Origin of the sequence: Daejeonella sp. JGW-45, from assembly GCF_029360805.1 — a bacterium.
Taxonomy (GTDB): domain Bacteria; phylum Bacteroidota; class Bacteroidia; order Sphingobacteriales; family Sphingobacteriaceae; genus Daejeonella.
The window spans coordinates 208,676-233,103 of sequence record NZ_JARKNC010000001.1 but is presented as its reverse complement, the minus strand read 5'-3'; the positions used below and the strand labels follow the sequence as shown (position 1 = coordinate 233,103).

Genomic DNA, 24,428 nt, shown 5'->3' with positions numbered 1-24,428 from the left:
TATTTTGCTGGAGTCGATTCCAACAATTTAGAGCCTCAAATAGCTTTATCCATGAAAGAGTGATATTTTTAGTTATCTAAATCGCTTGCCGATTTGACGACCTGTAACGACTTGAAACTTACTAAAGGAAACGACAGAGAAAAAATATTTTGAACCGATGCTGAAGGAACTAATCATAAAGGTTGACAATCAGGACATACATCTAAGCCCTAAGTTGACTGTTCCTATTCAACACACTAGCTTTCCGATCGATCATTGTAAATTTCGTACACATCAAGAGATTTATTGGAAAGTTGAACTACTCGAATACAACCCCGAAACCAAATGCTGGCGGATGAAAGTCATTGACTATTTCACCAATGACGTTCAACAATTTGATTATCAGAAACCAGTGGCTGAAGTTGAGCGGATTGTATTTGAAAAATTTGACTGGCTACAACTTGAGCAGCATCTCTCCAACTATCAAAAGAGTAAACTTCTGGACGTTCTATACAATCATGGTGTAAATAGATCTTTTGCAGAGGAAGCAACTCGAAAATCAATTTCTACTTCTACTGTTTTTTACAGCTTCGGAGTTGAAAGTGATTTACCACAGGGGCAGTATAATAGGCCTGTATTCGTGCCTACGGAACGAAAACCGATAATTGAAACTCATCAAGTTGAGTTCAACGTTTATTTTTCTGATGCATACTTTATGCTTGGGTATGTAACTTTCACTAAGAGTATAAAAGAGGTTGGCGACAAAGTAAGTTTCAAAATTAAAAACGACTACATACTTGCAGAATTTGAAAATGTCAAGTCATGGTTCGCTAAAAAACTCAAAACGAGAAAGTTTAAAGTTAATGCGACTATTACCACGACAGATGGTAAAGTAACAGAAGCATCGGCGATTTCACCACACATTGCAATGATAGATGCAGAGTTGATTGACAGCATCAAATATCAGCGAACAATTGCGTTGACCAAATCACCGAGAGTTGCTGATACCCACAAATCACTTTTTACAGCAGAGGAAATTTTTGGAGAAATGGAAACAGAAGGCCTTGAAGGCAATGTTTTCTGTCAAAATGAGCAGGACATCTTAAATTTTTTGCTTGACAACCACAAAACAAGAAACAGAAAGCAACTTGAATTTTTGTCGGGGAGCAAACAAGCCGAGGACAGCAAGTTGAGATTTACGCTTCATCCGAACTTCGGTTTTTTATTCTTCATTCAAGGTAAGGATAATAACCATTTTGTGTGGGAACTTCTCAACTCGCATGCGACTTACATGTGGAGCATCGACAAATCTGAAATAGAAATAGAACTTCAATACAAAAGAATTGAGGCGTCAGTTAACACTATCAGGGATAGTGGACGAGAACAATATAAAAGAGCGTACAGACAAAATCACCACGACAGCGATCTTTTATTTTGCGTTATTGAACATGACGACATTTCGTCAAACTTTGTTGACGGATTTGTAAAATGGAAACACAAACTAAATGAGAAGATAACTTAACGACTTCTCTAACTTTCAACCTTGCTACTTATTTAAAAGTCTACAATCACTACTTACCTTTTAAAGTAATAAGTCAGTCCAGATGTCCTAAAATATTTGATACTACCTCTTCTATAGATAAATCAAAGTCACTTGAAGAAAAAAAGGACATTAGTAAAGAGTCTCGACTTTTAAAATAATAAGTAATATTCCACTCAACATTTCCACCTACACTTCATAAACTGGGTGTTTAAACATTGTAAAAAATGAAAAGTGTAGGTTCGTACTCTCTAACTGTTAATATTTGTTACTGAAACAAAAGTATTTATCTTAGGATAACGTACACAACGCTTAGTATGGAACATATCAAAGAGACCAAATCCACAATCAGCAGGTATAGTTATACCTTTGCTCTTTTCGCATTAACTATCATCATATACATAGTAAACAAATTTTTCTTGAAGGGTAATGATGATGTTTGGGGACGGAATATCTTGTCGGTTCCGGTTGCCTTCTTTGTAATGTTAGGAATTGGGGCTTTGATTAATCTTATCTTCAGTAGACCGATTAAGTTATTTAAAGCCTCAAAATATGGCTTTTACACATATTTAATATTAATAGTGATTTTACCTGTTCTAATCTTTTTAAGCATGTATGGTCAATATAAGGCTTCGCAAGAATGGGGATCTTTTGTGGATGCAACGGATTCTGGAAACGAGTATCAAATTGCTGGAAATATTAAACATAGCCTTGGATTTGTACATAAACCCGAACATGACTACTTCTCTTTTTATGCGTCAGATAAAAATGGGGTCGTTCGCAAGGTGATAACGAGTTCACCAAAACCCAATAACTTTGAAATGATTAGACAGGTTATTCTAAAGGGCCAATCGAAAGGGAGTGAATTTTATGCGGATGAGAATCTATTGTTTGGCCCACCGGATACTACGCTGAAACACCTTAAATAAAAGGTAATTGTTGTTGATCTGCATGGTCAATTAAACAATCTTATATTGTGTTCTTGGGATGCAAATAGAAGTTAGCCCGTCTAAAAAAGGACGTCACTAAGAGTCTCAACTTTTAAAATAATAAGTGAATTTTACATTTCAACAATGTCCTAAAAGTTTGTCAACTACTCTCTCTATAGGTAACCCAAAGTTGCACGAGAAGAAAAAGGACAAACTACATGTCTAAATAAAATGTGTTTTTGATACACTTTGCTTATAAACTAGTGTTTTGGTTGAATTCCTCTCGATTACAATGTTTTGACTCGTTTTGTCGCCATAACACGTGTTTGCAAGTTTTAGAGCTAAAGATCTAGATTGAACCGTTTGTTGTTGAATTAATGTATGATACAAAGTTAGGTTAAGAGCTGCTGAAGCGTCCAAAAGATTGCCGAGCATAAACGCACATTTCCTACTCACTATCCATTTATATCGTTTCCTTTTGGACTTGATTGCTCTTAACCCACGAGAGTACCATAATTAATTCAAAACGAAACATTATGGACTTACAAAACACAAAAGTTAGCGAGGTACAACTAACCTACAAAACCACAGTAAAGGCATCAGAAAGGCCACAAATAAACACATCCGAGGACGCACACAGGGTGCTTCAGAGCAATTGGAACTATGAAACTATCGAGTTTATCGAAGAGTTCAAGATCATTCTTCTCAATCGAGCTAATAGAGTTTTGGGGATTGTACCAATTTCAGTAGGTGGTACAGCAGGTACAATAGCTGATCCGAAAGTCATCTTTGTTTCAGCTTTGAAATGTAATGCAGCTTCGATTGTTTTATGTCACAATCACCCATCTGGAAACTTGAAGGCTAGTCACGCAGACATAGAGCTTACGAAGAAATTAAAGAATGCGGGATTGTTCTTAGACCTACCAGTTTTAGACCACATCATTCTTACGAAAGATGGCTTCCTAAGCTTCGCAGATGAATATTTGATGTAAATTAACAACTTGAACAACTAAATATTTTTTTTTAACCAGGTCACCTGATAGTACATAGTTAGTACATGACTGTAAAAATGAGAAAAAAGAGGGATTGGGAGATAATAACGGACTTTAGTTCCCTGCTTGTAAGGCATGTGCTCTGGCCCAGCTCAGCTAATCCCCTGCTTCGGGACTGCAAATATGACTTGCACCCATCCTTTTCTCGATAGTACTTACATAGTAAATTTTGACAAGCTGTAAATAGAGCGATAGTCCGCAGACAGTAAATTACTACCTGTAAGCTCCCCCATATAAATCCAAACTAGTACTGCCCTAAAACCCGAACCTTACAATCTTTCGTATCTTCATCGTCGCTAACCATCATGCAATGGCTGTTACTAATGCACATAAAACCCATACCGATAATAAGACAAATATCCCTCAGACCGGCAAGGGCGGCATATCTCTTCCTGCCGTACCCGTCTTAGGGCAGCAACAGACAGCCAGGTCAGCCCCGGAACCCCCGGCACCCGTACAAGAAGGGATTTTGGAAAACGAGCCGCTTGAAACTCAACCAGTCCAGTTTAAGGCGAATGATACCGGGATGCCCGATAACTTAAAATCAGGAGTGGAACACCTTTCGGGTTTTTCAATGAACGATGTCAGGGTGCACTATAACTCGCCTAAACCGGCCCAGCTGAATGCATTTGCATATGCACAAGGGACGGATATTCACGTTGCCCCCGGACAGGAAAAACACCTCCCGCATGAGGCCTGGCATGTGGCACAACAGAAGCAAGGCAGGGTTAAGCCTACTTTGCAGATGAAGGGCAGTTTGCCGGTCAATGATGATGAGGCTTTAGAAAGGGAAGCAGACGAGCAGGGGCAAAAGGCTTTTTCCGTCAACACGAAATCTCCAGTGCAGGCTAAACTCATCGACACAGCGATTTCGAGCCCGGTATCACAGTTTAAGCTGTTATCTGAAGCACAGAAGGCTAAGCTTCCTGCATTACGGGTAACAGCAGAAGGCCTGGTTGATCAGTTTCATACCAAGCGCGAAGAAATAATGCATATCGTTGCTTCGCCGTATAGCACTGATCCGGAAGGGGAATTGAATTTAGAAGAGGACGTGGCAGAATGGTTGCCTGAGTATGATACCTTTTTTAGGAAGCTGGCCATGATCCCGGATCGGGCAGAGGGTTCCGTAGCTAGTTTTGAGCGACTGCAGCGTCAGTTATCACTGTGGGACACCAAGCTTAAGTTTAGCTTCCTGGAGCAGTTTAATAAAATCCGGACCGTGCATCGTGAACGTCAGGATGCAGATGCTGAGTTAGTTTCTGAAGAGCGGGATGACCTTGGCCAGATCACCGCAGCAGACGAGCGTTATTTTCAATGGTATTTGAAGCAGAGCAGACCGTCGCAATTAGTTTTCCGGGGTGATGGCAGGGAAGTAACAGCAGAGTCGTTTAGAACACTCGCATTTACAGATATGCCTCCCGGGGGATCACGCGATGTTTCATTCTTTGGGGTGGTTCAGCATACGCATAGCAATACCTTTAAGAATGGAATGGTGTCTACCTCTACCAGTCATGATATCGGACTTGGTTACGCAATAGATACCCACAACCTGGGGGTGGTATGGGAAATGCGACTCAACGATTATATCCATGTAGCAGATCTTCTAAGAGCGCGAAACTTTAAAAACCGCTTTGCAGGGCAGCTCGAGGTCTTAGTTCCGGGACCGGTTCCTGCAAGTACCATTGTATCTGCTACCTTGTATGATAAGGACAAGAATGTAGTCAGTAAGCGGTTAGCTTAGGAGAGGAAGGGCTGAATTTTCAAGCAACCGGGACATTCACTGGTAAACGGAATGGAAATCAGGCATAGAGAATAAATGCAAAAAACCCGGACCTAGATCCGGGTTTTCAATTCCTTGACGGCAATCACATTATCTACCACGCAGACCCAACCCGTTTGATCTTAACATTATCAAACAATGCTGTGCCTGCGGTACTTTTGAAATTGTTTTCCAGGTATAGCCGTAAATGCGGGCTGGTTGTTGACGGGGTGGTTACCGTGAAGCTCTGGCTTGTCCAGGATGGGCTTGACGGGTAATCGTGCACTGTACCGAGGATAGTTCCGGCAGTAACATTCTGTATAAATATGCGGGCCCCGTTTGATCCGCTGGTCTTCACGTCAAATGAAACCTCGTAGGTTGTATTCGCCTTCCATTGCTTCCAATCCTGATATAACATTTGCCACAGGTCATCGCCTGTTGTGGATGTTATTGCTGCACTTGCCTTGCCATTCTTCTTATCTGCGGTATACCGGCGGACCTCGCTGGTTGTTCCGGCTCCGCGAACCCATTGTGCAGGTAAGGTAGCGTCATGATAGGCCACGTATTCAAATCCCTGGTTGATAACTTTTTCCAGGTCCCATGCCATGAGCTGGACGAGGTTATAGGCGTAATTGTGATCCATTGACGGAATAGTGAAATTCCGGTACTGGCCGGCGCCGATCAGCCATGCATTCTGGTTGAACTGCGTCATCGGTATCCAGTCGCCTATATATTTAGTATAAACATACGAGGTTCCCGTGCCGTCCACATTATCTTTCACTAAGGGAGCGCTCACAGATTGATTCCACATGATCCCGGTAAAGGCGTAAGATATTTTTGCGATGTGCGTTCCGCTGATCGTTCCCGCGCGGTTAAATGATTCACGTGCCATTCCAACGTCCAGGTTGCCATGGGATGTATCCTCGATCTGCGGAAGCACAAAGGCATATTTCCACTTATATGCCGAGCCATTTGTTACCAGCGCATTTTTGAAGTTCTGAGCCATCTGGTTAGCGCGGGTGTTGTAAAAAGAATTTCCATTGACATCATACATGGTCCATAACATCTCGGCATAGGGCCCCATCATGTTATACGGCAGCTGTGTATAGTTCTGCCCCGGGAAGGCGTTGAACGCGGGCTGCTTATAATACCCGGTACTTGAGCTGTATAGTACCCAGCAATTACCCATATAACTGTTAGGATCCTCCCACTTAGGTACGACATGGGTTTCTATAAATGTGCGGTAAGCGGCAGCCTTAGTTGCGTAGGCGGATAGGGTAGTGGGATACTGATGGACCAGCCTGACAAACTGCGCTATCGGCAAGGCTATCATCCCGTCGTGCACGAGGTAAGGATACTTACCCCCGTCGCCATATTTTGTAGTTCCCCAGTCCAGATAACCGTCGCCTCCAAGGTCGGTAGCATTGGCAATGATCACATCCACATGTGTGGTCAGTTTATCCAGCCAGGCGGTGTTTTGAGTAAGCTCCCACATTTTTACGTAACTGCGAAGCATGTAACTTTCCCCCCAGGCCAGGGTTGCTGTGCTCGTGCTGGTGTAACTGTTATCACCATAGGCATTGTCATAAGCTACAAATTTATCGTACCAAATATTGTCGCCCACCGCTGAAACTGACGCTCCCGCATTCTTTTTGGAACTGGTCTCGATTTGCAAAACCTTTTCCGGTTCCTTTTTACAGGCTGCGGTAAAGCATAATACTCCGGCCAGGAATAGCGCGGGAGTTCCGGGTAAAGTACTATGGCCAGTACCCCTAAGGAGATTAAAAATACCTGAGTTTAGTCTTTTCATAATATTTGGTTTTAGTTTAGTTTTATAGCAATTATCCATTCCGCGGATTTAAAGAGTCAATTACTGTTAAGACAGTCTGAATGGCAGCTGGTAGTAGCCGTAAATTTAAATTGCTGATAAGCGGCGGCTGACTGCCGTTAAAAAGATATTTTGACTTGTAAAATAAGGTAAGTATCTTGGTATTAAGATTTAAGACCCGCTTCGCATTCCTTATCCGTTATTGTGTCCCGGGGAAGAAAACTTAGTCCGAATTACAGTAAGTTTAAACTGAAAAATTATGCAGCTGAAATACAAATTCTTAGCAATATTCCTTTTTACTGTGTGTTTCTCAACTTACGGACAGGCACCAGCGCTATTATTTGATCGCCAGGATCCTGTAACGGAAGATGCCACAGGTGTGATCAAAAAGATTAAATCTCCTGAATACGGAAAATATCTGAAGGTGGTTTATCTCAATGGCAGAAAAAATAAAGTATTAAAAAGCACCTTATGGGGCTTCCAGGGAAACAACGGGAAATTATACCGCATTTATGACAATAAGGTTTTTAAAATTGTAAAGCAGGACGATATTGTCAAATACGAGCGTACGCTTGCCGGAACTAATCAATACCAGAGACGTTTCAGTTCCGATCTTGATTCTCCTTTATACCAAACTAAAAGAAAGGCCAGGCAGGAACAGCAGGACTAAGTTCCATCTCACAGCCTGAAGGGATCCGGCAGACGCAGCCAGCAATTATACTTATACGAACAATGGTTAAAAATATCATACCTACCGGGATATTCCTGTGCCTGATCATTTCCAACATCTTCGCCGGCAAAGCTTCAGAAGTAAGGCATCATACTTCCGGTATAGCGGCCGATACCGTTAAAAAGAATTTCAGGTATATCAATACGAATTTTGAAAATGCCTCACAGCTGGACTGGGAGATCGATTCGGCCGGTGTGGTACATATCAGCCTTAACTATGATCATGAGCGCGCTTCGCCTAACCAGGCCAATGGTCACTGGCATTTCCAGGTCGAGGCTGAAGCAGGCTCTGAAGTAACTCTAACCCTTAATAATTTTGATAATGTATGGAACGGGATGAAGGCCAGTCCGGTGTCTCACAGAACAAATTGCCTGGTTTCCGCCGATGGGATCACGTGGACTGAAATTCCTACGGACCTTCTTCCGAATAACAGCTTAAAGTTCAGGCTTCACATGACGAGCAGCAAGATGTACGTGGCCAGCGTGGAGCCTTACCGCATCAGCGATCTTGACAAGCTGATCCGGGAGGTGCGCGCTAACCCGCTTGTTGAAGTGACCAATATCGGGAAGACCGCAGAGGGACGCAGCCTGGAAATAATCCGGGTAGGCAGGAAGGATGCACCATATCGCATTTTCCTGAGGGCACGGGCGCACTCCTGGGAGCCCGGAGGAAACTGGGTGGTGCAGGGCTTAATACGCAGCTTGCTGAAAAAAGATGCAGCAGCATTTCTCAAAAGGTATGCTGTGTATATCATGCCTATGGCCAATAAAGACGGCGTAGCGAGAGGCAGAACACGTTTTAATACATTGGGAAAAGATCTTAACCGCGAGTGGCACCTGCCTGCCGATAAAGAATTAACTCCTGAGAAGTATGCCTTTGAAAGCTGGTTAATAAAAATGGTGGCTGAGGGAAAGAAACCACACCTGGCAATCGACCTTCACAACGATGCCGGGGGTAACGTGCATATTAACCTGCCGACAGCAGATAACGTGGCTCATACCGAAAGGATCAAACGCTTCGTAGACTTGCTTTACAAGCATACCTGGTTTACAGAAGGTCCCGCGCATGTAAAAAATCCGGGTTCTTTTGGGGAAGGGCTCGGAGCACGTTTCGGGATCGACGCCATTGTTTATGAGCTTAATTATGAATGGATCAAAGGGTTAAAAAAGCAACCTTTTGGAAAGGACTGGGAGCTTTTGGGAGAACAGCTCAGAACAGTGTTCTACAATTATTTTGACGGGAAGAATGTGTACTGATTAAGTACAAATTAACGCGACATTATGATATTAGCAAGCCTAATGTCCGGGGCTTAATTACTTTCTTTTTGATGGCTAAAATTACTTGTTCTTAGCCAACCACTCTTTCAACCAATTGATCTCTTTCGTCTGAGAATTAATAATGTCCTGGCACAGCGCCCTTAGACTCGCTTCCTTGCCATACTGTAAATACGCTTCAGCCATATCCACTGCACTTTGATGGTGTGGTATCATCTGGGCCGCAAAATCCTTGTCGATATCATTGTAGATGGTGGTATTGCCGCTCATCATTGCGGTCATGGAGGCACTCAGGGCTTTCTGAAAATCAGCTGAATTTGATGAAGCTGTTTCCGGGGCTTTTGAAATGAACGCCTGCATAGATCCGATCTCTTTGTTCTGGTCATCAATCACCTTCCGGGCAAATGCTTTCATTTCCGCATTGCTTCCCTGCTTAACTTCTAGTTCCGACATCGCGACAGCACCTTTATGATGTTCAACCATCATTGCCGCAAAGTCGATATCATTGTCGCCCGTTGGCTTCGTGTTATGCATCTCATTCATCATCCGGGTCATGGTTTCTGTTACCGGGTTCACCTGGTCCTGACCTCTTGCTTTTGAACCCGTGCTTTGATGACCCGCATGGCCTGAACTGTCCGTATGAACGGCATCGTTATTTGAGACGTTGTTGCAGGCAAGCAGCGTAATGGTGAAGCCTGTTATTAAAAAATTCCTGCACATGGATTTTGCCTGATTATATGTATATCTCATTTCTTAATGTATAGCAATATAATTTTAGCAATTCAGGAAGGCGATTGTTTTACATTATTCCGTAAAATATTTGGCTTTTTTGTTTTCTTGTAAAAGCCCCCATATCGTGGCAATGTCATTATTTAAGGAGTTTTGATGTCCTTTTGTTAAATGCAACAGCTTAAGGCAGATTCGCTGACTCCGAAGGAGTCGCATGTTTATAGAAAATTATTTAGTGCATTTACCCGACCCCGAAGGTGTCCGCCCGGATGAACACCGGTCGGACGGGGTCGCATGTGATAAACACATTATCATTAAATCCGGCACATACGACCACCTTCGGGGTCGTGAGTAGACGACGACATTCATCTATAAACATGCGACTCCTTCGGGGTCGTATCTACAGACCACTCGGTGAAACAATGTCAGCCAAAATCCTGGATCCTTTAAATAACGACATTGCCTATATCTAGGGGGCTTTTTAAATGCCGTATTATGAAGAAGCCGGCCTGCCTTTGCAAAGCACGGCTTCTTCCAGCAGTTAATCCGTTTTTTTAATGCGATTCGCTGCTTTCAAAACCAAGCAAGGTCAGGCGGACCGGCCGCGAAGAAACTTTATGCTTGACGACTTTAGTGAAATCATCCAGGCTGATCTGCTGAACTTCACCCGCTGATGGTACGGCGATGTATGCGAATTTCGCTGTTGCTTCCAGAACAGGTTTATAGGTATCTGCAGACGGAGTTGCTGCCAGCACATTTCCTTCTTTTTTTATCGATCCCGTCGAAAGATCATAAACACGGAGCTTGCCATCCAGGGTCAGTACCAAAAGATTTTTCCCGGCATAATCTACCTTACACTGGAACGCATCACTGCCTGAATAGAGAGGTGTCATTTTATTGGCTGTAAGATCGATAAGATAGGCCCCTTTTGCAGCACCATAAGCGATGAACTTCTTAGCCGATCCGGCATACAGAATAGTACCGAAACGGAAAGCTCCAAGCCCATCAGGATTCGGGATTAACCTCTGCTGCCCTGACTGGTTTACCACAAGTACCCCTCCGGAAGTTGCAGATGCTGAGCTGAACGCACCAAAAACGGCGTTAGTTCCATCCGAAGCATTTCCGTGGATAGCTCCCACTTCCATTGCCGATGCATGTACCTCACCGCCTGTGCTGTTGATAATTTTCACCCGGTTAACCGGCGCGCCGGCCGCAGCCACTGTGGTCACCGCATAATTTCCATTAGTGAATTGTGCCATTGCGCCGTGATGCGGTAACAATCCTGCATTTATAGTTTTGAATTTAGCGCCGGCTGTATTGAAATCAGGCTCCTTTGCTGAACTGAGGGTGCCGTCGCCATCGTTAAAGATCAATGATTCCAGTCCTTTACTTTTAAAGTGCGCAGGTTTAATGCCATTGGCTGTAATAGCTGCCCATTTAGGGGCATTCACCATGTCCACGTGATCGTCATGGTTCTGCAAGCCGCTGTCGAATACTTCGACAAGGTTCTGTGCGCCATAAAGCACTGCGGCATAACGTCCGGATGCAGTACCGTAAATGCTGGCTAAGGGGAACTTGGCATCGTAGGTCGTGATCGCTGCCGCAGAAGGATCAATCTGAGTCAGCTTAGGCGATAGTTCGTCGCCTACGAGCACCCTGAGATATTTAAACTCTTTAGAGCTGTCTTCAGTATCCGGCTCATTTTTGTCTTTTTTACATGAGGCAACAGCTGCGCTGATGACCAGTAAGATTGCTAGCTTTTTGGTGATGTTACGTAACATAATTTTGGTTTTTAAGGGTTTATTTATTTGATTTTGAATTTGAGATTGGATCAGATGAGCTTAATGCTCAGTCCTTTCAGGGTTTGCCAGCCCTCCTTGTCGGTCACGCGGATGAGGAAGTGGTAATCACCGGCGTCCACATCAGCAGGAACATTTATTTCGATGGCAGTCTGATGAGATTTTTGTCCCGGCGGAATACTGAAGTTCTGGATAAAGAGAAAAGGCTTAACCGCAGTCTTCACCGGATCACTTACGCAGTCCTTTACCTCGGTGCTATGAGAATGGCCGTCAAAATTGTGGTGGATATCGACACTTAATGAGCCCAGCTCTGCATTGTCGCTAAGCTGTGTAATGAATGTGAATTTATCGCCGCGCTTAATTGTGCTGCACTGCTTTGGGAATGCATTCGCAGCGCTGATATCGATTACGGGATAGGCGGTATCGACCGGGTCGCTGCTTTCCTTGCTGCAATTGCTTAATGCCATAACCGCAAGGACGGCCAGGCTAAAGGATTGGACCTTGTTCATTTTTCTGAGTTTGATTTGAATTATTGTTGGTTAATGGTGAATTCCTCTTTAATCTCCAGCCTGTCGCCGCTCTGGTCCGTTACGATGAAATAGAAATCGTATTTCCCTTCAGGGGCTTCTGCAGGTATGGTGAAATGTTTATGGACGGTAGCACTCCTGGCGCCTTTGTACTCTTCCCAGCTTATGTCAAACTGCCACGATGCTGTGTAGGTCTCTGAACTTCTTTGAAGTATCTTAACCCGGACGTTTTCGATCTTGTTGCGTGCAGTTATATCGGCATTGAAATGGAAATCAGCGCCGCTTATGCCACGCCTGCTGTTGGCTGTTCCGATTTCTATGTTGTCCGCTTTGAGGGCAGGACCCTGCTGTTCATCCTTTTTACATGCGCTGAACGCTCCTGAGATAAGCGCCAGCACGATAATAACATGTTTCATTTTCATGATCTTTGATTTAAGGTTCATTGTTTATGGGTTTATTAATTTGAAAGGGTAGTTTCACAGATAGCACAAAATTTCTCCCTGCTTCCGGAAGGTTGATCAGGCGGTAAAAGCTGGTGTGGTTCAGGTAGCGCGAATTGAGCACGTTTTGAACCTGGAAGCTGACCTGCAGCGCCTGTTTCCCCATCATCAGGAAGGTTCCCGACTGGATATGGAACACCTGTGAGCCGGCTGTCTTTTTTTCAGGCGGAACGATGCGGTTCTGGCTGCCCGTTACCCGGTAGTCAATGGAGAAATAGGTATCGGTCAGGTTTGGAGAGGGCGGCGACCAGGTCAGGTTTACCAGCGCTGAAGCAGGCGGGGAAAAAGGCAGTGTATATCCTTTCTTGCGGCCCGAAAGCTGGCGCGAATAGAGGTACTCGCCCAGCAGGCCTGCGCTCAGTGCTCCCGACAGTTTGTAGTTAAGCTGCAGTTCGCCGCCGTAGCGCATTACCCGGCTTTCGTCGTATTCAAATACCTGGTTGCCGGCTCCGTAATAGTAATCATGGGTAGAAGTAGGGTTTAAATAGATGTAGTTGGGGAAGTAATTGAAAAAGGGGCTAATAGCCACCGACCATTTATTTGCCTTCAGGCCCAGGCTCAGGTCGGCCTGGTACGACTGCTCTGCATCCAGTGTGGGCTTGCCGCGCTCATAGCTGAAGTAATGGTAATTTACCCCGTTTGCCGAGAGTTCCTTGGCGATCGGCATTCTGAAGCTCTTACCGATATTGGCTTTGAGCTCAAATTTTCCGGGATTGTAATTGAGACCCGCAGACCATACCAGGCTGTTGAAAGAACGGCGCAGATCTTCTGCCCTGGTCAGGAATTCCGAACTGCCCGAAAGGGTCGAAGGAAACCAGTCTGTATATTCAAACATCCTGAGCTGTCCGTGGTCGTACCGTAAGGCGCCGTGCAGGAAGGCCTTATCATGGAGCCTGACCTTATCGTACACAAATACCCCGGCTGTGGCTTGCCTGAAGGAGGGTACCAGGAAGGTCCAGCCGCTGATCTCATTTCGCTGATACTCGCTGTTGACGCCAAAGGTGAATTCATGCCTGCCGGCTGATAACTTGTCCCGCAGGTTTACCGAGAATACGTTTTTATCGAACTCACGCTCGAGATCAGCAGGAATGCCCAGGTTCTCCGGGTAGCTTGACGGCATATAGCCGTGATTTACGTACTGGCTGTGTTCCTGCCTGTAGTTGCGCTGGTATCCCAGTTCGAGCTCCACGCGGTGCCGCTGAAAGCTGTAGCTGCTGCGGTTAATCAGCTTGAGATGATTCACCTGCTGGCGCGGCAAAAGGATGTCGCGGCTTGAGCTATCGTGCAGATCTGAATCTACGCGCCTTGGCTCCAGTCCGTGAGCATCGGCAAAGAAGCCGCTTTTGCTGAATGCATTACTGAGGTAGAAGACAGTCCGGAACTTGCCGTTCACATAGCCGCTGTTGAAATGCAGGTTGGTTTCGCGCCCGGCGGTGTTGCGCAGATAGTTATCATGCAGGTCAACGGCATAGTCATACACGAAAACCTGATTTGCCGGTACCCGGTAATCACTGTAATCCTGGTAGGTGAACCGCGAATCGAAGAACCATTTATCCTTGCGGCTATATAGGTTCAGGGAGGTGCCCAGCAGATTGTTATTGCTTTTTCCCATGAGATCGACAGACCCGCCAAATGTATTCCTGGCGGGGATAGGGCTGGGCTTTATTTCAATGGCACCTCCTATGGCGTCCGAGCCGTAGATAAAGGAAGCCGCCCCCTTGATGACCTCCGCTTCGCCCACTGCAAACTGGTCGATCTCCAGCCCATGGTCGGCTCCCCATTGCTGGCCCTCGTGTTTTACACCCTGGTCTATGACAACTACCCGGTTAAAGCCCAGGCCGCGGATGAGCGGCTTCGACTGCCCGGAGCCGATGCCAATAGTTTTGACTCCCGGCAGGCGCTCCAGGGTTTTCATCAGGCTGCCGCCAAGGTTCCGCAGGATAAACTCCCGGTTAACTACTTCAACGTTCAGGGATTCTTCTTTCCGGCGAAGCTCCACATGGTTATCATGTACAACCACCTCCTCCAGGTGGTGGTGCCTTTGAGGATGTCTCCGGACAGTATCAGCCACAGGTATGGTGTCTGGGGTAACCGTGACCGGAAGCGGGACTCCCGCCGCCTGGTTTAGTCGCTTTAGTACATCGCCGGCAGGCCCGGAATTCTCAGGGCTGCCCTTAGGGCCGGAAGCAGCGATGCTGTATTCCGGACTCTGCGCGATGGTTAAAAGCGGTACAAGGCATAAAGATGCCATGAAAGCTTTTTTCATCAGGAAAATGGTATTCGTTAAGAAAATTTGTAAAGGAGGCCGGAAAACAGGCCATGCGCGCCAGGTAAGCGGTTTTCAGCTTATCCTACATACAGAAAAAAATCCGGCGCGCGGAATTAAGAAATAACAGGAGGACCTTTATTGGTAAAGCCCTGAATAGCTGCCGGGTATATCTTACAGTTAAGGGTGTAATAAACGGCAGCCGGTTTTTGAGAAAAGTGGATCAGTACAGGCGCCTGATCACCAAAGCTATGTTTCTGCTGCTGGTGTACCAGGAACTCACAGGTAGGGCACTTGGCATAGACAACGGATTCGGATCCGGAGCTCGCGTGGTGGGCAGATGCCTCAGCGGAGTGGTTATGCGCCGCCTGAAGAACCGGAATAGAAAAAAACACCAGCATCAGCAGCGACGCTGCTAGTCTGAATATGGGTGCTGTGTTATGTTTTCTTCCGGAGCTCATCCGCGGTAAAGTTGCGTTTATTTTATTTAATGAAAAAAGAATTAATTGTAAAAAGTGATTATGAATTGAAAATGTTACGGGTGTGAAAAAGCCGGGGATATCAATCAGCCTGCTCATTAAAAGCGGTGAAATGTTCCAATCCGGCACCCCTACGGCACCTTCGTGCGTTTCAGGTTCCCGTATTGCGAGGTGAGCAATTGTATAGAGTTACCCTCAATGGTCAGCGTGAACAGATAGTTATAATCGTCATCGGTGAGGGAAGGCATGGGGCGCTTGATGCCAAAGGCCTCCACAAGTTCCAGCACGGTATTGGAATGGCCGACTATCAATACCCCTCCGCCTTTATGCTGCCGGAGCACCGATGAGGCCAGGGCAGCCGGATCTGCCGGGTCGTAGGTCTGAACAGTTACGCCGTGTCCGTAAGCCGTAGGTTCTGCAGTTTGCTTGGTACGTTTAAACGGTGTAGAATAAACAGCCAGCACCCGCTTCGGCTGCAGCAAAGTAGCCAGTTCCCTGGCCCGGTCCTGCCCGTCGGGCGACAGCGAAGGGTCGCGGTCGGACGGGTTCTTCAGGTCCTTCTCCCCGTGCCGCACGATCCACACGGTGGTCTGTGCCTGGCTGCTGAAGCCCGCCAGCATCACCATCACCAAAAGGCCGAAGAAGAAGATCCGACGTTTGCTCATAAGAATGGGATTATAAGGCAAATTAAGAAAAATCGGGATATCCTGCACACATAATCACTTGCTTAATTCACCGGCTTGTGTAGTTTTACAGGAGCAAAACATTTAGGGCTGGAATGCCTGCACCAGTAATCAAAAAAATCGCCAAATGAGCAAAAGAGAACTAAGCGGACTAACAGACCAGGAATTACTGGAGGAAGCCAAAAAAGCCAAATCAGCTGCGATAATCGATGCGGCACTAATCGGATTCCTGATAGGGGTGGTCTTTTACAGCGTTATCAATAATACCTGGGGGTTTTTGATGCTTATCCCTTTGTTTCTTGCATATAAATTGTTCAATAAGCCCCGGCATAATGCCAGGGAGCTGGAAGCACTTCTGAGAGAACGGAACCTGAAATGAACCATTTGATCTTGTCCTGAATTACCGCATAAACTGACGCGATCGGCCCGCTGCCTTTCGGCTGATCCGGTGTATCTTTAACAGCAAATTAAAGAACAAAACCATGAACCAAAATATCATCTGCTGGTTCGAGATCTACGTAAAGGATATCGAACGCGCCAAGAAATTCTATAACGCGGTATTAGGAACGAAATTTATCGACAGCGGCGCACCGGGCGACGCGCCTGAAGAAATGAAAATGGCCTTTTTCTCTCCAATGGAAAACCAGGGCGTATCGGGCGCCTTAATCGAAATGCAGGGCACCAAGGACGGCGACGGGCAATGTGTCAACACCATGGTCTATTTCCCCTGCCAGGACGCCAGTGTAGAGGAAAGCCGTATTGAAGCCGCCGGCGGAATCGTCAGCCGCCCGAAGTTTTCTATCGGCGAGTTCGGGTTTTGCTCTATCTGCGTCGATACCGAAGGAAATCCTTTTGGCTTGTTTTCAATGGAGTAGGGGGTGTTTCGCTGCACCGGGGAGTGGAGTTGAGACCCGATAGCTATCGGGTTGAAAGCTGAAAACTGAAAGGGAGCAAACGTGAACAAGACACCGGGCAAACATGCTATCATTGCGAGCGCGGTGCCGCAGAAAAACTTAATCCCACATTCCAGCCAACCCATCCCCGGTACCGCGGGTTACCAAACTCAAACCCCTTATCTTTTAAAAACGCATAATCCTTTTTCTGCACTGACTGGTTTGAATAGAATACCGTAAAGGCCGGGCCTGTGTTCAGGCTGATCCATTTGGCAAGTGGGTAGTCCAGGTTCAGGTCCAGGCGGTTCAGCAGGTTGGTATCTTTCCAGTTTCCCTGGTGGATGTAGCGGCTGCTGATCTCGGGGTTGAGCGACAGATCCTTATAGATGCTGAGCTGCTTCCCGAACCCCAGTCCGATAGCCTGCAGCTTATTCGTACTGCTGGCATTCCTGCCATAGAGCAGCGCCGTATATAAATTCTGATTGCCGGTCTTTAATGCCAGGTTCAGGTCTATGCTCTCGTTGGCGCTGAGACTGAGCCTGTGATAGCCGCCTTTAACGATATTGATCAGACCAAAATTGTATCCTCCCGGTGTGCCGGAGATGTTTACCAGCCCGGCCTGGAAGCCGTTCAGCTCTTTGCTGTAATTAAAGATGCCGGCTGCCTGTCCGCCCCGGGTGCTGCCGGATGAAATATTGCCGATAAGCGCTACCCGTATGCCGCTCGCGGTATTCCCGGTATGATTAAATGTACCGGCCTGGAAGCCGTTGAAATTACGCTGCAAATGGTTATAGCCCAGTGAGAGCTGGACCCCGCTGAAGTCTTCTTTTACGAGGTTGAAAACTGCACCCAGCTGCAGGCCTTTAAACGATCCTCCCACACGGTTATGGCCGGTTGAGATCTGCATCCCATCGAAATTATGTTTCACCTGGTTGTACAGGCCGCCTACCTGCATGCCATGGAAGGAACCTGCCACGCGGTTGTGGCCCAGGCTGATCTGCCCGGCGCGGGCACTGTCGAGCACGTTGTTGTACAGTCCCCCGATCTGCAGTCCACTCACGCTGCCGCCGGTCAGGTTGAAGGCGCCGCCGAACTGGAACCAGCCGGCATCCTTTTTATTGATATTGAAGAGCAGGCCGATCTCCATTCCCTGCACCCCGGCGGTATAGCCGCCTGTGGCGTTGAAGGAAAACCTGTTGACCACCTGCCCGCTGAGCGAGCCGTGGGTGCTCAGGCCGGGGCCGAGTGAGAACTGCACGGGTGCCTGGGCGATGAAATTGCCGATGTTCAGCGACTGGATCTTTTGTTCGGAGGTAACCAGCAGGCGGCCCAGGCGGGTCCGCTCCACGCGGGCGAGGTCACCGTCCCGGTACTCGCCGCTGACGCCTCTGCGAGAGGGCCTGACAATTACCTCGGCCAGGAAAACGGTGCTGATCTCTTTATAATTCTCCTTGCTGACCGTAATGTTTATTGCCTGCGGGAAGTTCTTCAGCTTCAGGGTAAAAAATCCCTGCCTGTCGGTGAGCACCGTCTGCAGTAATTTCTTTTCATAAACGCTGGCATACATTACCGGGAGGCGGGTCTGGCTGTCGACGATCTGTCCCCTGATCACAAACAGGCTGGGGTAGTTGACTGATTCCTGCAGGACCATCGACAGCTCCCGCGGCGCATAGCGGAGCATCACGAAATTATAGGCCTGGCGGTATTCGTATTGCTTGCTCAGCAGCCTGTCGAGGGCCTCTTCAATGCTTACATTTTCGGCATAGAGGTTCACGACGCTGTCGAGCGGGATGATATTGCTGTTGTAGGAGAATTTAAAACCGCCCTTATCAGCGATCAGCTGCAAGGCAGTCCCCAGCCTGATATCATTGGCCTGGATAAATACCTTCCTGTCGAGAACAGACTGGCCCCGCCCTTCGATGAGAAGGAAAGTCAGCAGGATGCTTAGATATATAGCGGCTGCGCCGTGTTTCATCAGGGTTGTTTCAGCAGGATCTGCTGTCCTTTGCGTTCAACTTTAATATTCAGTGATTCGCTGATAATAAACAGCACCTGGTCTAGCGGCTCATCCCGGAACACGGCATTTAATGGCAGCTCCCGGATTGCCGGCTCGACGCTGATCTGTGCCTTGAATTTCTCATTAAGTACTTCAACGAGCTCCCGCAGCGGCGTTCGGTCGCAGACCAGCTCCCCGGTATAATAATAGGCATAAAGCTTTCCCCGGGTAATTTCTTTGGATAGGGGCGCTGCGGCGCGGCTGCGGGTCTGCTCGCCGGCCCTGAGCTCTATCGTATCGTTGCTTTTGCTCACCTTAACAATACCGGATTCAACCGCAACGGTGGTTTCAGTTCCACGGTTCCTGACGTTGAACGAGGTGCCCACGACCCGCACGGTGACGTTATTGACCCGGATGATAAAGGGCTGGTCCTTATCGGCCCTGACATCGAAGAAGGCTTCTCCCTTCAGGGTGACCTGGCGGACGGAATCGCTGAGCCTTGCCGGGTATGAGAGCGATGAGTTCCTGTTCAGGATCACTTTCGAACCATCGGGCAGCTGATGCTCAAGGACATTCCCGGCAGTGGCCACCTCCACCTGCCGGTAAAGCAGGGGATAGCTGAACCAGATAACGGTTCCAACAATGAGTATTGCCGCCGCCACGCGGATGATGGACCGGGGGAATATTAATCTCCGTGTATTGCCTGCTCCCGAAGCCTCCCTGTCCATGCGGCTGTGCAGCCGCGCAAGCGCCTCCTGTGCATTGATGCTGCTGTCCGCATCCAGGCTGCCTGTTTCAAGCAGGAGCTCCACCCGCTTAAGGTGCTCCGCGTTGGCAGGGTTGGCCTTAAGCCAGCCGGCCACCTGCTGCTCTTCTCCCGGCGTGGCTTCCTTCAGCAGGTACCTGGCAAGCAAGGCTTCTTCTATATGGGTAAATCTTTTTGTCATAGTATCTTGTTTAAATAAATTAACAGCAGCGGTAAAAAGTCGGCCAGCTTAATCCGCAGTATCTTCAACGCCTTGCCCATCTGGTATTCCACGGCTTTCAGCGGGATATCCAGCTCTGCGGCTATCTCGCCATAGCGAAGCTGCTCGAAGCGGCTCATCTGGAAAACCGAGGCGCATTCCTCCGGCAATTCATTGATGGCTGCGTACAACCGCCTTTCCAGTTCAGAGGCACCCAGCTCTTCGGCGAGGTTGCTTTCATTCAGCTCCGGCTTGCCGACATAGTATACCTGGAACGACGACCTGACTTTCCGGTGCCTGATATAATTGACGCACTCGTTATGCACCGAGCGGTACAGGAAAGCCCTCAGGTAACCATCGGCCTTCAGCTGCCCGCGTTTTTCCCAGATGCGGCAGAACACGTTCTGGATGATCTCTTCAGCCATATCCTTCTCCCCCGCGAATTTCATCGCATAGGCATGCAGGTTCTTAAAATACTTAAGAAACACCCTGTCGAAGGAAGGCTTGTCTCCCTTCCGGATGAGTTCAGTAAGCCGGATATCCTCGTTCTCCAATTAATTCTGTTTAAACGTCCCCAAATTTAATCGCTTTTTTCTATGTCAGCATGCTGCCTCTGCCGCAGCCTGATTTACTTCAGCCAAGTGCCAGCTTCCGCTTAATGATCATCTCTTTGATACGGCCCGGCAGAAAGGCATCGAGCAAAACCAGGAAGCGGTTTATGGCTCCGGGGATGATCTCTTTTTTGCCCTTCAGCAGTCCGTCTACCGCCTCTCTCGCTACCTCCTCGGGCTCCAGGATGGTTGCCCTGGAAATTCCTTTCAGGGAATGGTTAAGAACCAGCAGCTCGGGTTTGGTATTAATGCCGCCGGGACTTAACAGGCTTACGCGGACCTGGGTGCCCGATTGTTCGAGCTGCAGGCATTTGGTGAAATAGGCAATGAACGACTTCGTGGCGCCATAGACCTGTTTCCGGGGTACGATAAAACGTCCGCCCAGGCTGCCCACGTTCAGGATATAAGAGGGGTGGGATTTGTCGACCTGGCCGAGGAACAGGCGGGTAAGCAATACGGTACTGGTAATATTCAGATCGATCTGGGTTTTATAAAAGTCGATGTTCTTGTCCTCGAACCACGACCAGTTGCCCAGGCCGGCGTTATTGACCAGGATATCCACCGGCACCTGCTCAGCGCTGAGCGTATCGAATATACCGGTAAAGAGCTCGGCTTTGGTGAGGTCCAGTTCGAAGTAATGCACATTCACGTTGAAGTTTGAGCGGATGAATGCGGCCAGCTCCGGGAGCCCCGAGGCAGGCAGCGAGATCAGCACCAGGTTGAAATTGCGGTTTGCCAGCTCAAAGGCGAGCGACTTACCGAGCCCTTCGCTGGCGCCAGTTACTAAAGCGGTTAATCTTTTCATGATAATTGATTTTGTACACTGCTGATGGTCTTTGCCATGCCCTGCGCAAAAGGAGTGATCCGGTAACGCAGCTGTTCGATGGCTTTGGCGCTGCTGTATTTCTGGTCGTACTTAAGGCGGTCGGCGAACTCTGGAAGGAACACAGGCGGGATGCCCGTGAGCCTGCTCTTGAGCCATTCTGCCTGGCTGTATGCCTTGATCAGTTTCTGCGGTACCCTGAACATCTTGTGATACTTGCCGGTCAGGGTATACAGGGTGTCGAAGAACTGGTTAAAGCTGATGTCTTCGCCGCCAAGGATGTAGCGCTGTCCGCTAAGGCCATGGTCCATAGCAGCCATGTGCCCGTCGACCACATCGTCCAGGAAAGCATAGTTTGCAACCTTATCCCCCTTGCCGGGAATGATACGCCAGGTTCCCTGCAGGTAGCCCTTTATCATTTTGCTGACCGTATTGCTATCGGTTATCGGCCCGGCGCCAAATACCCGCGAGGGATTAACGGTGACAATGTTTACACCCTGCTTTACAAATGAATTCACTACGAGCTCGGCCAGGAACTTGGTGCGCTCGTAGGTGATGGGAAACCCGCCCACGCGCGGTGCCTGCTCGTCCATGGGATGTTTGACTGTTGGTCCCAGGACCCCGCAGGTAGAGGTATAGACTATTTTATCGACATTCAGCGCGATCGCCGCGCGGATAACATTCGTGGTGCCGTTTACATTGACGTTGTAGAATTCCTCATTGTTGCGGCACCACATTTTGGCCATGGCGGCGGTATGGTACACCTGCCGGCAGCCTTTCATGGCAGCCATCAGGCTGGGCTCATCCAGGATGTCGCCGCTAAAGAAGCGGATGTTATCATGTTTAAGCAGGTAGGGATGATCCAGGTCCCTGCAGAGCGCGTTAACCTGGCAGCCACTTTCAGCAAGCTTATAGCACAGGCTGCGGCCGATGAAGCCGGTGGCGCCGCTGACAAATACGGTTGTTTTATTGCTCATATTTTTATTCTGTTGGGTTCTTAAATTAGTTCCATGGTGATAGTATACCAGTCGTGGTGCACAGTAACCTTGGTGCAGGTGCCGCCCTCGAACTGGTAGTCGTTATAATTCCCGCCGGGGAGATTAACCCGGTAGGTATGTGCTGCAAGCCTTTTTATGGGAAGAAATTGCTGGTAATTATCGGAGTACACCTGGCCAAGCTGCGCCGGTTCACGGCAATAAAGCATCATCATGGTATAGCCAATCTCGGTTTCGAGCTGCCGGAGCTTCGAGCCGTTGCTCAGCTCATAAGTATTGTTCCGGAACACCGTTTTCTTGCTTTCTTTTTCCTGCCCGTTCACTGTGCGGCAGACGGCCGACAATTGCAGCCTGCCCTTGCTGAAATGCGCCTGGTCTGTCGTGACAATATTTATGGGCATAACGAACCGGGTTTTGATGTCCGATTTCAGGTTGAAGTAGGTATTGGTACCGCTCACCTTCCGGTGAAACTGCATCTGCCCGATGACCGAGCCCTTATGGATAACCTGGTACGATAACCTGAGGTCCTGCGCTGAGGATGGCGAAGCTGCTGCGAGCACCGGGATCAGAAGCAGCGCTGCCGCTGATGAGGCCCGGCGAAAGCGGGTTAGATATTTAGTTTTAAGGATCCTGGACGCGTACTTTTTGTACAGCCAGATCAAGAGTGCTGGGATCATGTTCCGTGTTGATTAACGTTTATATAGCTAATACAACTCAGCGGGAGCTTACCCTAAATTTCTTTTGAGAAAATTCCTGAATTCTGTTTTCAGGCCAGGGATTTTAACAAATCTCCGTTACCTTAGTAAACCCCCGCGGCAGATGACGATGCCCGGGGAGATATCCTGAACTTATGTTCCCTGAGAAATGAAGAGCTATTCCTTCAAGGCAGTCCTGGAAATTATTGGGATCAACCCCTACGTCCGGGTACCGGAAAACATCCTGACCGCGATTTTTGCCCAGGCAGGGAAAAGCAAGGGGCATATCCCGGTTGCCGGAACTGTCAACGACCTGCCTTACAAGCAAACGCTGCTCAGGTACAGCGGTCTCTGGCGGCTTTATATTAACACCCTGATGCTGAAAGATTCTCCCAGGCGCATCGGGGAAACCATCCGCGTAAGCATTGAGTTTGACCCGGCCGACAGAACTATAAAGCCACACCCTGATTTCACCGCCGCATTAAAAAATAAGCCTGAAGCGAAGGTTGAATTTGAGAGACTCAGCCCGTCAAAGCAGAAGGAGATGGTGAGGTACATCTCGTCCCTGAAAACCGCGACCAGCAGGACCCGGGTCATTGAGCGGGCTATTAATTCATTGCTGGGAAAGGGAAGTTTTATCGGGAAGAAGTAAGGGCCCGTCAATACTTAATGGTTCCCCGGCAATACCTCCCGGCTAACCTCTTCCTTATGTCTTACTGCATATTCAATAGCCCCCTTAACAAAATCGTTCAATGAAACGTTCTTCTGAGCCGCTATAAACGCTGCATCCTTATGGAGTTCAGTTGGGAGACGTACGTTAAAGCTTCCTTTAAAGGTCTTCTCCGGCTTTTTGTTTAATGCCGCGCAAGTCGAAATATAATCCTCTACAGCTTCTTCAAAAGCGTTTTTTATTTCCTTAACGGATGCACCTTCGAAAGTTACCAGGTCATTTATCCCGAAAAGCTTTCCGTAAAAAACTTCGTCTTCAGTACTATATTCAACGGTACCCAGATATTCCTTATGTTTTAAATAGTTACTCATTGAAGGCTTCCTTTCTCTCTTAAATGATCTATTACCTGTTTAAGGGCATATTGCTTTACTATATTTCCCGGGTGCGGCTTATGCAGAATGATGATGCTATTGTCCTTATTAACAAACTTGCGTCTCGATCCACCGGTCTTCCCGTTTTTCAACAGGAAATAGCCGAATCCTGCTAATACGCTTGTTAACTCATCCCAGGTAAGATCTTTAGGGATTTTAACGAAACGATCTAATAGCTTCTCTGCTTTACCCATTGCAACTGAATATTAGTTGCAAAACTAATAAAAACGTTCATTATTTGAAAATATTTCTATTTAACGGTATGAATCAAGAAG

25 protein-coding genes are annotated in these 24,428 nt (G+C 47.6%); 9 read left to right on the top strand and 16 right to left on the bottom strand.

The window, feature by feature from the left end:
• Positions 1-334 precede the first annotated feature (334 nt).
• The 4 genes from P2W76_RS01065 to P2W76_RS01050 all read left to right on the top strand — a co-directional run bounded on the left by P2W76_RS01065 (position 335) and on the right by P2W76_RS01050 (position 5,241).
• Complete coding sequence (locus P2W76_RS01065; RefSeq protein ID WP_276345607.1) at positions 335-1,501, top strand: hypothetical protein; 1,167 nt, start codon at positions 335-337, stop codon at positions 1,499-1,501.
• A gap of 335 nt (positions 1,502-1,836) precedes the next feature.
• Positions 1,837-2,448, top strand: a complete 612-nt coding sequence (locus P2W76_RS01060) for a hypothetical protein (protein WP_276345606.1) — start codon at positions 1,837-1,839, stop codon at positions 2,446-2,448.
• A gap of 536 nt (positions 2,449-2,984) precedes the next feature.
• Positions 2,985-3,440, top strand: coding sequence for a JAB domain-containing protein (locus P2W76_RS01055; RefSeq protein ID WP_276345605.1), 456 nt, complete (start codon positions 2,985-2,987; stop codon positions 3,438-3,440).
• Between the two features lie 370 nt (positions 3,441-3,810).
• Positions 3,811-5,241, top strand: a complete 1,431-nt coding sequence (locus P2W76_RS01050; protein ID WP_276345604.1) for a DUF4157 domain-containing protein — start codon at positions 3,811-3,813, stop codon at positions 5,239-5,241.
• Positions 5,242-5,374: 133 nt separating this feature from the next.
• Here the strand turns inward: P2W76_RS01050 and P2W76_RS01045 are convergent, their stop codons facing one another.
• Positions 5,375-7,069 carry a hypothetical protein gene (locus tag P2W76_RS01045; protein ID WP_276345603.1) on the bottom strand — a complete coding sequence of 565 codons (1,695 nt, stop codon included), beginning with the start codon at positions 7,067-7,069 and terminating at the stop codon, positions 5,375-5,377.
• A gap of 277 nt (positions 7,070-7,346) precedes the next feature.
• On the opposite strand from P2W76_RS01045, the gene P2W76_RS01040 reads away from it, so the two are divergent.
• Together P2W76_RS01040 and P2W76_RS01035 are read left to right on the top strand one after the other, a co-directional pair.
• Positions 7,347-7,757 (top strand): hypothetical protein, encoded by a 411-nt coding sequence (locus P2W76_RS01040; RefSeq protein WP_276345602.1) that lies wholly within the window; start codon positions 7,347-7,349, stop codon positions 7,755-7,757.
• Positions 7,758-7,819: 62 nt separating this feature from the next.
• Positions 7,820-9,073, top strand: a complete 1,254-nt coding sequence (locus P2W76_RS01035) for a M14-type cytosolic carboxypeptidase (protein ID WP_276345601.1) — start codon at positions 7,820-7,822, stop codon at positions 9,071-9,073.
• An 81-nt stretch (positions 9,074-9,154) separates the two neighbouring features.
• Here P2W76_RS01035 and P2W76_RS01030 read toward each other — a convergent pair whose 3' ends face one another.
• The 7 genes from P2W76_RS01030 to P2W76_RS01000 form a co-directional block, all read right to left on the bottom strand.
• Positions 9,155-9,841, bottom strand: coding sequence for a DUF305 domain-containing protein (locus P2W76_RS01030; RefSeq protein ID WP_276345600.1), 687 nt, complete (start codon positions 9,839-9,841; stop codon positions 9,155-9,157).
• A 533-nt stretch (positions 9,842-10,374) separates the two neighbouring features.
• Entirely contained in the window at positions 10,375-11,601 is a 1,227-nt protein-coding gene (locus tag P2W76_RS01025; protein WP_276345599.1) for a hypothetical protein, read from the bottom strand.
• A gap of 50 nt (positions 11,602-11,651) precedes the next feature.
• Positions 11,652-12,128 carry a DUF4625 domain-containing protein gene (locus tag P2W76_RS01020; RefSeq protein ID WP_276345598.1) on the bottom strand — a complete coding sequence of 159 codons (477 nt, stop codon included), beginning with the start codon at positions 12,126-12,128 and terminating at the stop codon, positions 11,652-11,654.
• Between the two features lie 20 nt (positions 12,129-12,148).
• On the bottom strand, positions 12,149-12,589 hold the full coding sequence (locus P2W76_RS01015) for a DUF4625 domain-containing protein (RefSeq protein WP_276345597.1): 441 nt from the start codon (positions 12,587-12,589) through the stop codon (positions 12,149-12,151).
• Positions 12,579-14,912 (bottom strand): TonB-dependent receptor, encoded by a 2,334-nt coding sequence (locus tag P2W76_RS01010; RefSeq protein ID WP_276345596.1) that lies wholly within the window; start codon positions 14,910-14,912, stop codon positions 12,579-12,581. The genes P2W76_RS01015 and P2W76_RS01010 overlap by 11 nt, the downstream gene beginning before the upstream one ends.
• A gap of 116 nt (positions 14,913-15,028) precedes the next feature.
• Entirely contained in the window at positions 15,029-15,490 is a 462-nt protein-coding gene (locus P2W76_RS01005) for a hypothetical protein (RefSeq protein ID WP_276345595.1), read from the bottom strand.
• A gap of 32 nt (positions 15,491-15,522) precedes the next feature.
• Positions 15,523-15,975 carry a phosphoglycerate mutase family protein gene (locus tag P2W76_RS01000; protein WP_276345594.1) on the bottom strand — a complete coding sequence of 151 codons (453 nt, stop codon included), beginning with the start codon at positions 15,973-15,975 and terminating at the stop codon, positions 15,523-15,525.
• 226 nt (positions 15,976-16,201) lie between these two features.
• On the opposite strand from P2W76_RS01000, the gene P2W76_RS00995 reads away from it, so the two are divergent.
• Both P2W76_RS00995 and P2W76_RS00990 read left to right on the top strand, forming a co-directional pair.
• A complete protein-coding gene (locus P2W76_RS00995; protein WP_276345593.1) occupies positions 16,202-16,453 on the top strand; it encodes a hypothetical protein in 252 nt (83 codons plus the stop codon).
• Between the two features lie 103 nt (positions 16,454-16,556).
• Complete coding sequence (locus P2W76_RS00990) at positions 16,557-16,949, top strand: VOC family protein (protein ID WP_276345592.1); 393 nt, start codon at positions 16,557-16,559, stop codon at positions 16,947-16,949.
• A 109-nt stretch (positions 16,950-17,058) separates the two neighbouring features.
• On the opposite strand, the gene P2W76_RS00985 is transcribed toward P2W76_RS00990, so the two are convergent.
• The 6 genes from P2W76_RS00985 to P2W76_RS00960 form a co-directional block, all read right to left on the bottom strand.
• Positions 17,059-18,942, bottom strand: a complete 1,884-nt coding sequence (locus P2W76_RS00985; protein WP_276345591.1) for an STN and carboxypeptidase regulatory-like domain-containing protein — start codon at positions 18,940-18,942, stop codon at positions 17,059-17,061.
• On the bottom strand, positions 18,942-19,910 hold the full coding sequence (locus P2W76_RS00980) for a FecR domain-containing protein (RefSeq protein WP_276345589.1): 969 nt from the start codon (positions 19,908-19,910) through the stop codon (positions 18,942-18,944). Before P2W76_RS00980 ends, P2W76_RS00985 begins: the two co-directional genes overlap by 1 nt.
• The gene (locus tag P2W76_RS00975; RefSeq protein ID WP_276345587.1) at positions 19,907-20,482 is read right to left on the bottom strand and encodes an RNA polymerase sigma-70 factor; all 576 of its coding nucleotides are present in this window, start codon (positions 20,480-20,482) and stop codon (positions 19,907-19,909) included. The genes P2W76_RS00980 and P2W76_RS00975 overlap by 4 nt, the downstream gene beginning before the upstream one ends.
• Positions 20,483-20,561: 79 nt before the next feature.
• On the bottom strand, positions 20,562-21,344 hold the full coding sequence (locus P2W76_RS00970; protein ID WP_276345584.1) for an SDR family NAD(P)-dependent oxidoreductase: 783 nt from the start codon (positions 21,342-21,344) through the stop codon (positions 20,562-20,564).
• Positions 21,341-22,339 (bottom strand): NAD-dependent epimerase/dehydratase family protein, encoded by a 999-nt coding sequence (locus P2W76_RS00965; protein WP_276345582.1) that lies wholly within the window; start codon positions 22,337-22,339, stop codon positions 21,341-21,343. Before P2W76_RS00965 ends, P2W76_RS00970 begins: the two co-directional genes overlap by 4 nt.
• Before the next feature lie 20 nt (positions 22,340-22,359).
• Positions 22,360-23,034: a DUF6134 family protein gene (locus P2W76_RS00960; protein WP_276345580.1), complete on the bottom strand. Its 675-nt coding sequence runs from the start codon at positions 23,032-23,034 to the stop codon at positions 22,360-22,362.
• Between the two features lie 187 nt (positions 23,035-23,221).
• Between P2W76_RS00960 and P2W76_RS00955 the strand changes: the two genes are divergently transcribed.
• The gene (locus P2W76_RS00955; protein ID WP_276345578.1) at positions 23,222-23,704 is read left to right on the top strand and encodes a YdeI/OmpD-associated family protein; all 483 of its coding nucleotides are present in this window, start codon (positions 23,222-23,224) and stop codon (positions 23,702-23,704) included.
• 14 nt (positions 23,705-23,718) lie between these two features.
• On the opposite strand, the gene P2W76_RS00950 is transcribed toward P2W76_RS00955, so the two are convergent.
• Positions 23,719-24,093, bottom strand: a complete 375-nt coding sequence (locus tag P2W76_RS00950) for a type II toxin-antitoxin system HicB family antitoxin (protein WP_276345576.1) — start codon at positions 24,091-24,093, stop codon at positions 23,719-23,721.
• The gene (locus P2W76_RS00945) at positions 24,090-24,347 is read right to left on the bottom strand and encodes a type II toxin-antitoxin system HicA family toxin (protein WP_276345574.1); all 258 of its coding nucleotides are present in this window, start codon (positions 24,345-24,347) and stop codon (positions 24,090-24,092) included. The genes P2W76_RS00950 and P2W76_RS00945 overlap by 4 nt, the downstream gene beginning before the upstream one ends.
• Positions 24,348-24,428 lie beyond the last annotated feature (81 nt).

Bases quoted from the DNA above. Each gene is read 5' to 3' on its own strand.
- P2W76_RS01065 (WP_276345607.1), top strand. From the start codon at position 335: ATGAAAGTCATTGACTATTTCACCAATGACGTTCAACAATTTGATTAT.
- P2W76_RS01060 (WP_276345606.1), top strand. From the start codon at position 1,837: ATGGAACATATCAAAGAGACCAAATCCACAATCAGCAGGTATAGTTAT.
- P2W76_RS01055 (WP_276345605.1), top strand. From the start codon at position 2,985: ATGGACTTACAAAACACAAAAGTTAGCGAGGTACAACTAACCTACAAA.
- P2W76_RS01050 (WP_276345604.1), top strand. From the start codon at position 3,811: ATGGCTGTTACTAATGCACATAAAACCCATACCGATAATAAGACAAAT.
- P2W76_RS01045 (WP_276345603.1), bottom strand. From the start codon at position 7,069: ATGAAAAGACTAAACTCAGGTATTTTTAATCTCCTTAGGGGTACTGGC.
- P2W76_RS01040 (WP_276345602.1), top strand. From the start codon at position 7,347: ATGCAGCTGAAATACAAATTCTTAGCAATATTCCTTTTTACTGTGTGT.
- P2W76_RS01035 (WP_276345601.1), top strand. From the start codon at position 7,820: ATGGTTAAAAATATCATACCTACCGGGATATTCCTGTGCCTGATCATT.
- P2W76_RS01030 (WP_276345600.1), bottom strand. From the start codon at position 9,841: ATGAGATATACATATAATCAGGCAAAATCCATGTGCAGGAATTTTTTA.
- P2W76_RS01025 (WP_276345599.1), bottom strand. From the start codon at position 11,601: ATGTTACGTAACATCACCAAAAAGCTAGCAATCTTACTGGTCATCAGC.
- P2W76_RS01020 (WP_276345598.1), bottom strand. From the start codon at position 12,128: ATGAACAAGGTCCAATCCTTTAGCCTGGCCGTCCTTGCGGTTATGGCA.
- P2W76_RS01015 (WP_276345597.1), bottom strand. From the start codon at position 12,589: ATGAACCTTAAATCAAAGATCATGAAAATGAAACATGTTATTATCGTG.
- P2W76_RS01010 (WP_276345596.1), bottom strand. From the start codon at position 14,912: ATGAAAAAAGCTTTCATGGCATCTTTATGCCTTGTACCGCTTTTAACC.
- P2W76_RS01005 (WP_276345595.1), bottom strand. From the start codon at position 15,490: ATGAGCAGGCTGATTGATATCCCCGGCTTTTTCACACCCGTAACATTT.
- P2W76_RS00995 (WP_276345593.1), top strand. From the start codon at position 16,202: ATGAGCAAAAGAGAACTAAGCGGACTAACAGACCAGGAATTACTGGAG.
- P2W76_RS00990 (WP_276345592.1), top strand. From the start codon at position 16,557: ATGAACCAAAATATCATCTGCTGGTTCGAGATCTACGTAAAGGATATC.
- P2W76_RS00985 (WP_276345591.1), bottom strand. From the start codon at position 18,942: ATGAAACACGGCGCAGCCGCTATATATCTAAGCATCCTGCTGACTTTC.
- P2W76_RS00980 (WP_276345589.1), bottom strand. From the start codon at position 19,910: ATGACAAAAAGATTTACCCATATAGAAGAAGCCTTGCTTGCCAGGTAC.
- P2W76_RS00970 (WP_276345584.1), bottom strand. From the start codon at position 21,344: ATGAAAAGATTAACCGCTTTAGTAACTGGCGCCAGCGAAGGGCTCGGT.
- P2W76_RS00965 (WP_276345582.1), bottom strand. From the start codon at position 22,339: ATGAGCAATAAAACAACCGTATTTGTCAGCGGCGCCACCGGCTTCATC.
- P2W76_RS00960 (WP_276345580.1), bottom strand. From the start codon at position 23,034: ATGATCCCAGCACTCTTGATCTGGCTGTACAAAAAGTACGCGTCCAGG.
- P2W76_RS00955 (WP_276345578.1), top strand. From the start codon at position 23,222: ATGAAGAGCTATTCCTTCAAGGCAGTCCTGGAAATTATTGGGATCAAC.
- P2W76_RS00950 (WP_276345576.1), bottom strand. From the start codon at position 24,093: ATGAGTAACTATTTAAAACATAAGGAATATCTGGGTACCGTTGAATAT.
- P2W76_RS00945 (WP_276345574.1), bottom strand. From the start codon at position 24,347: ATGGGTAAAGCAGAGAAGCTATTAGATCGTTTCGTTAAAATCCCTAAA.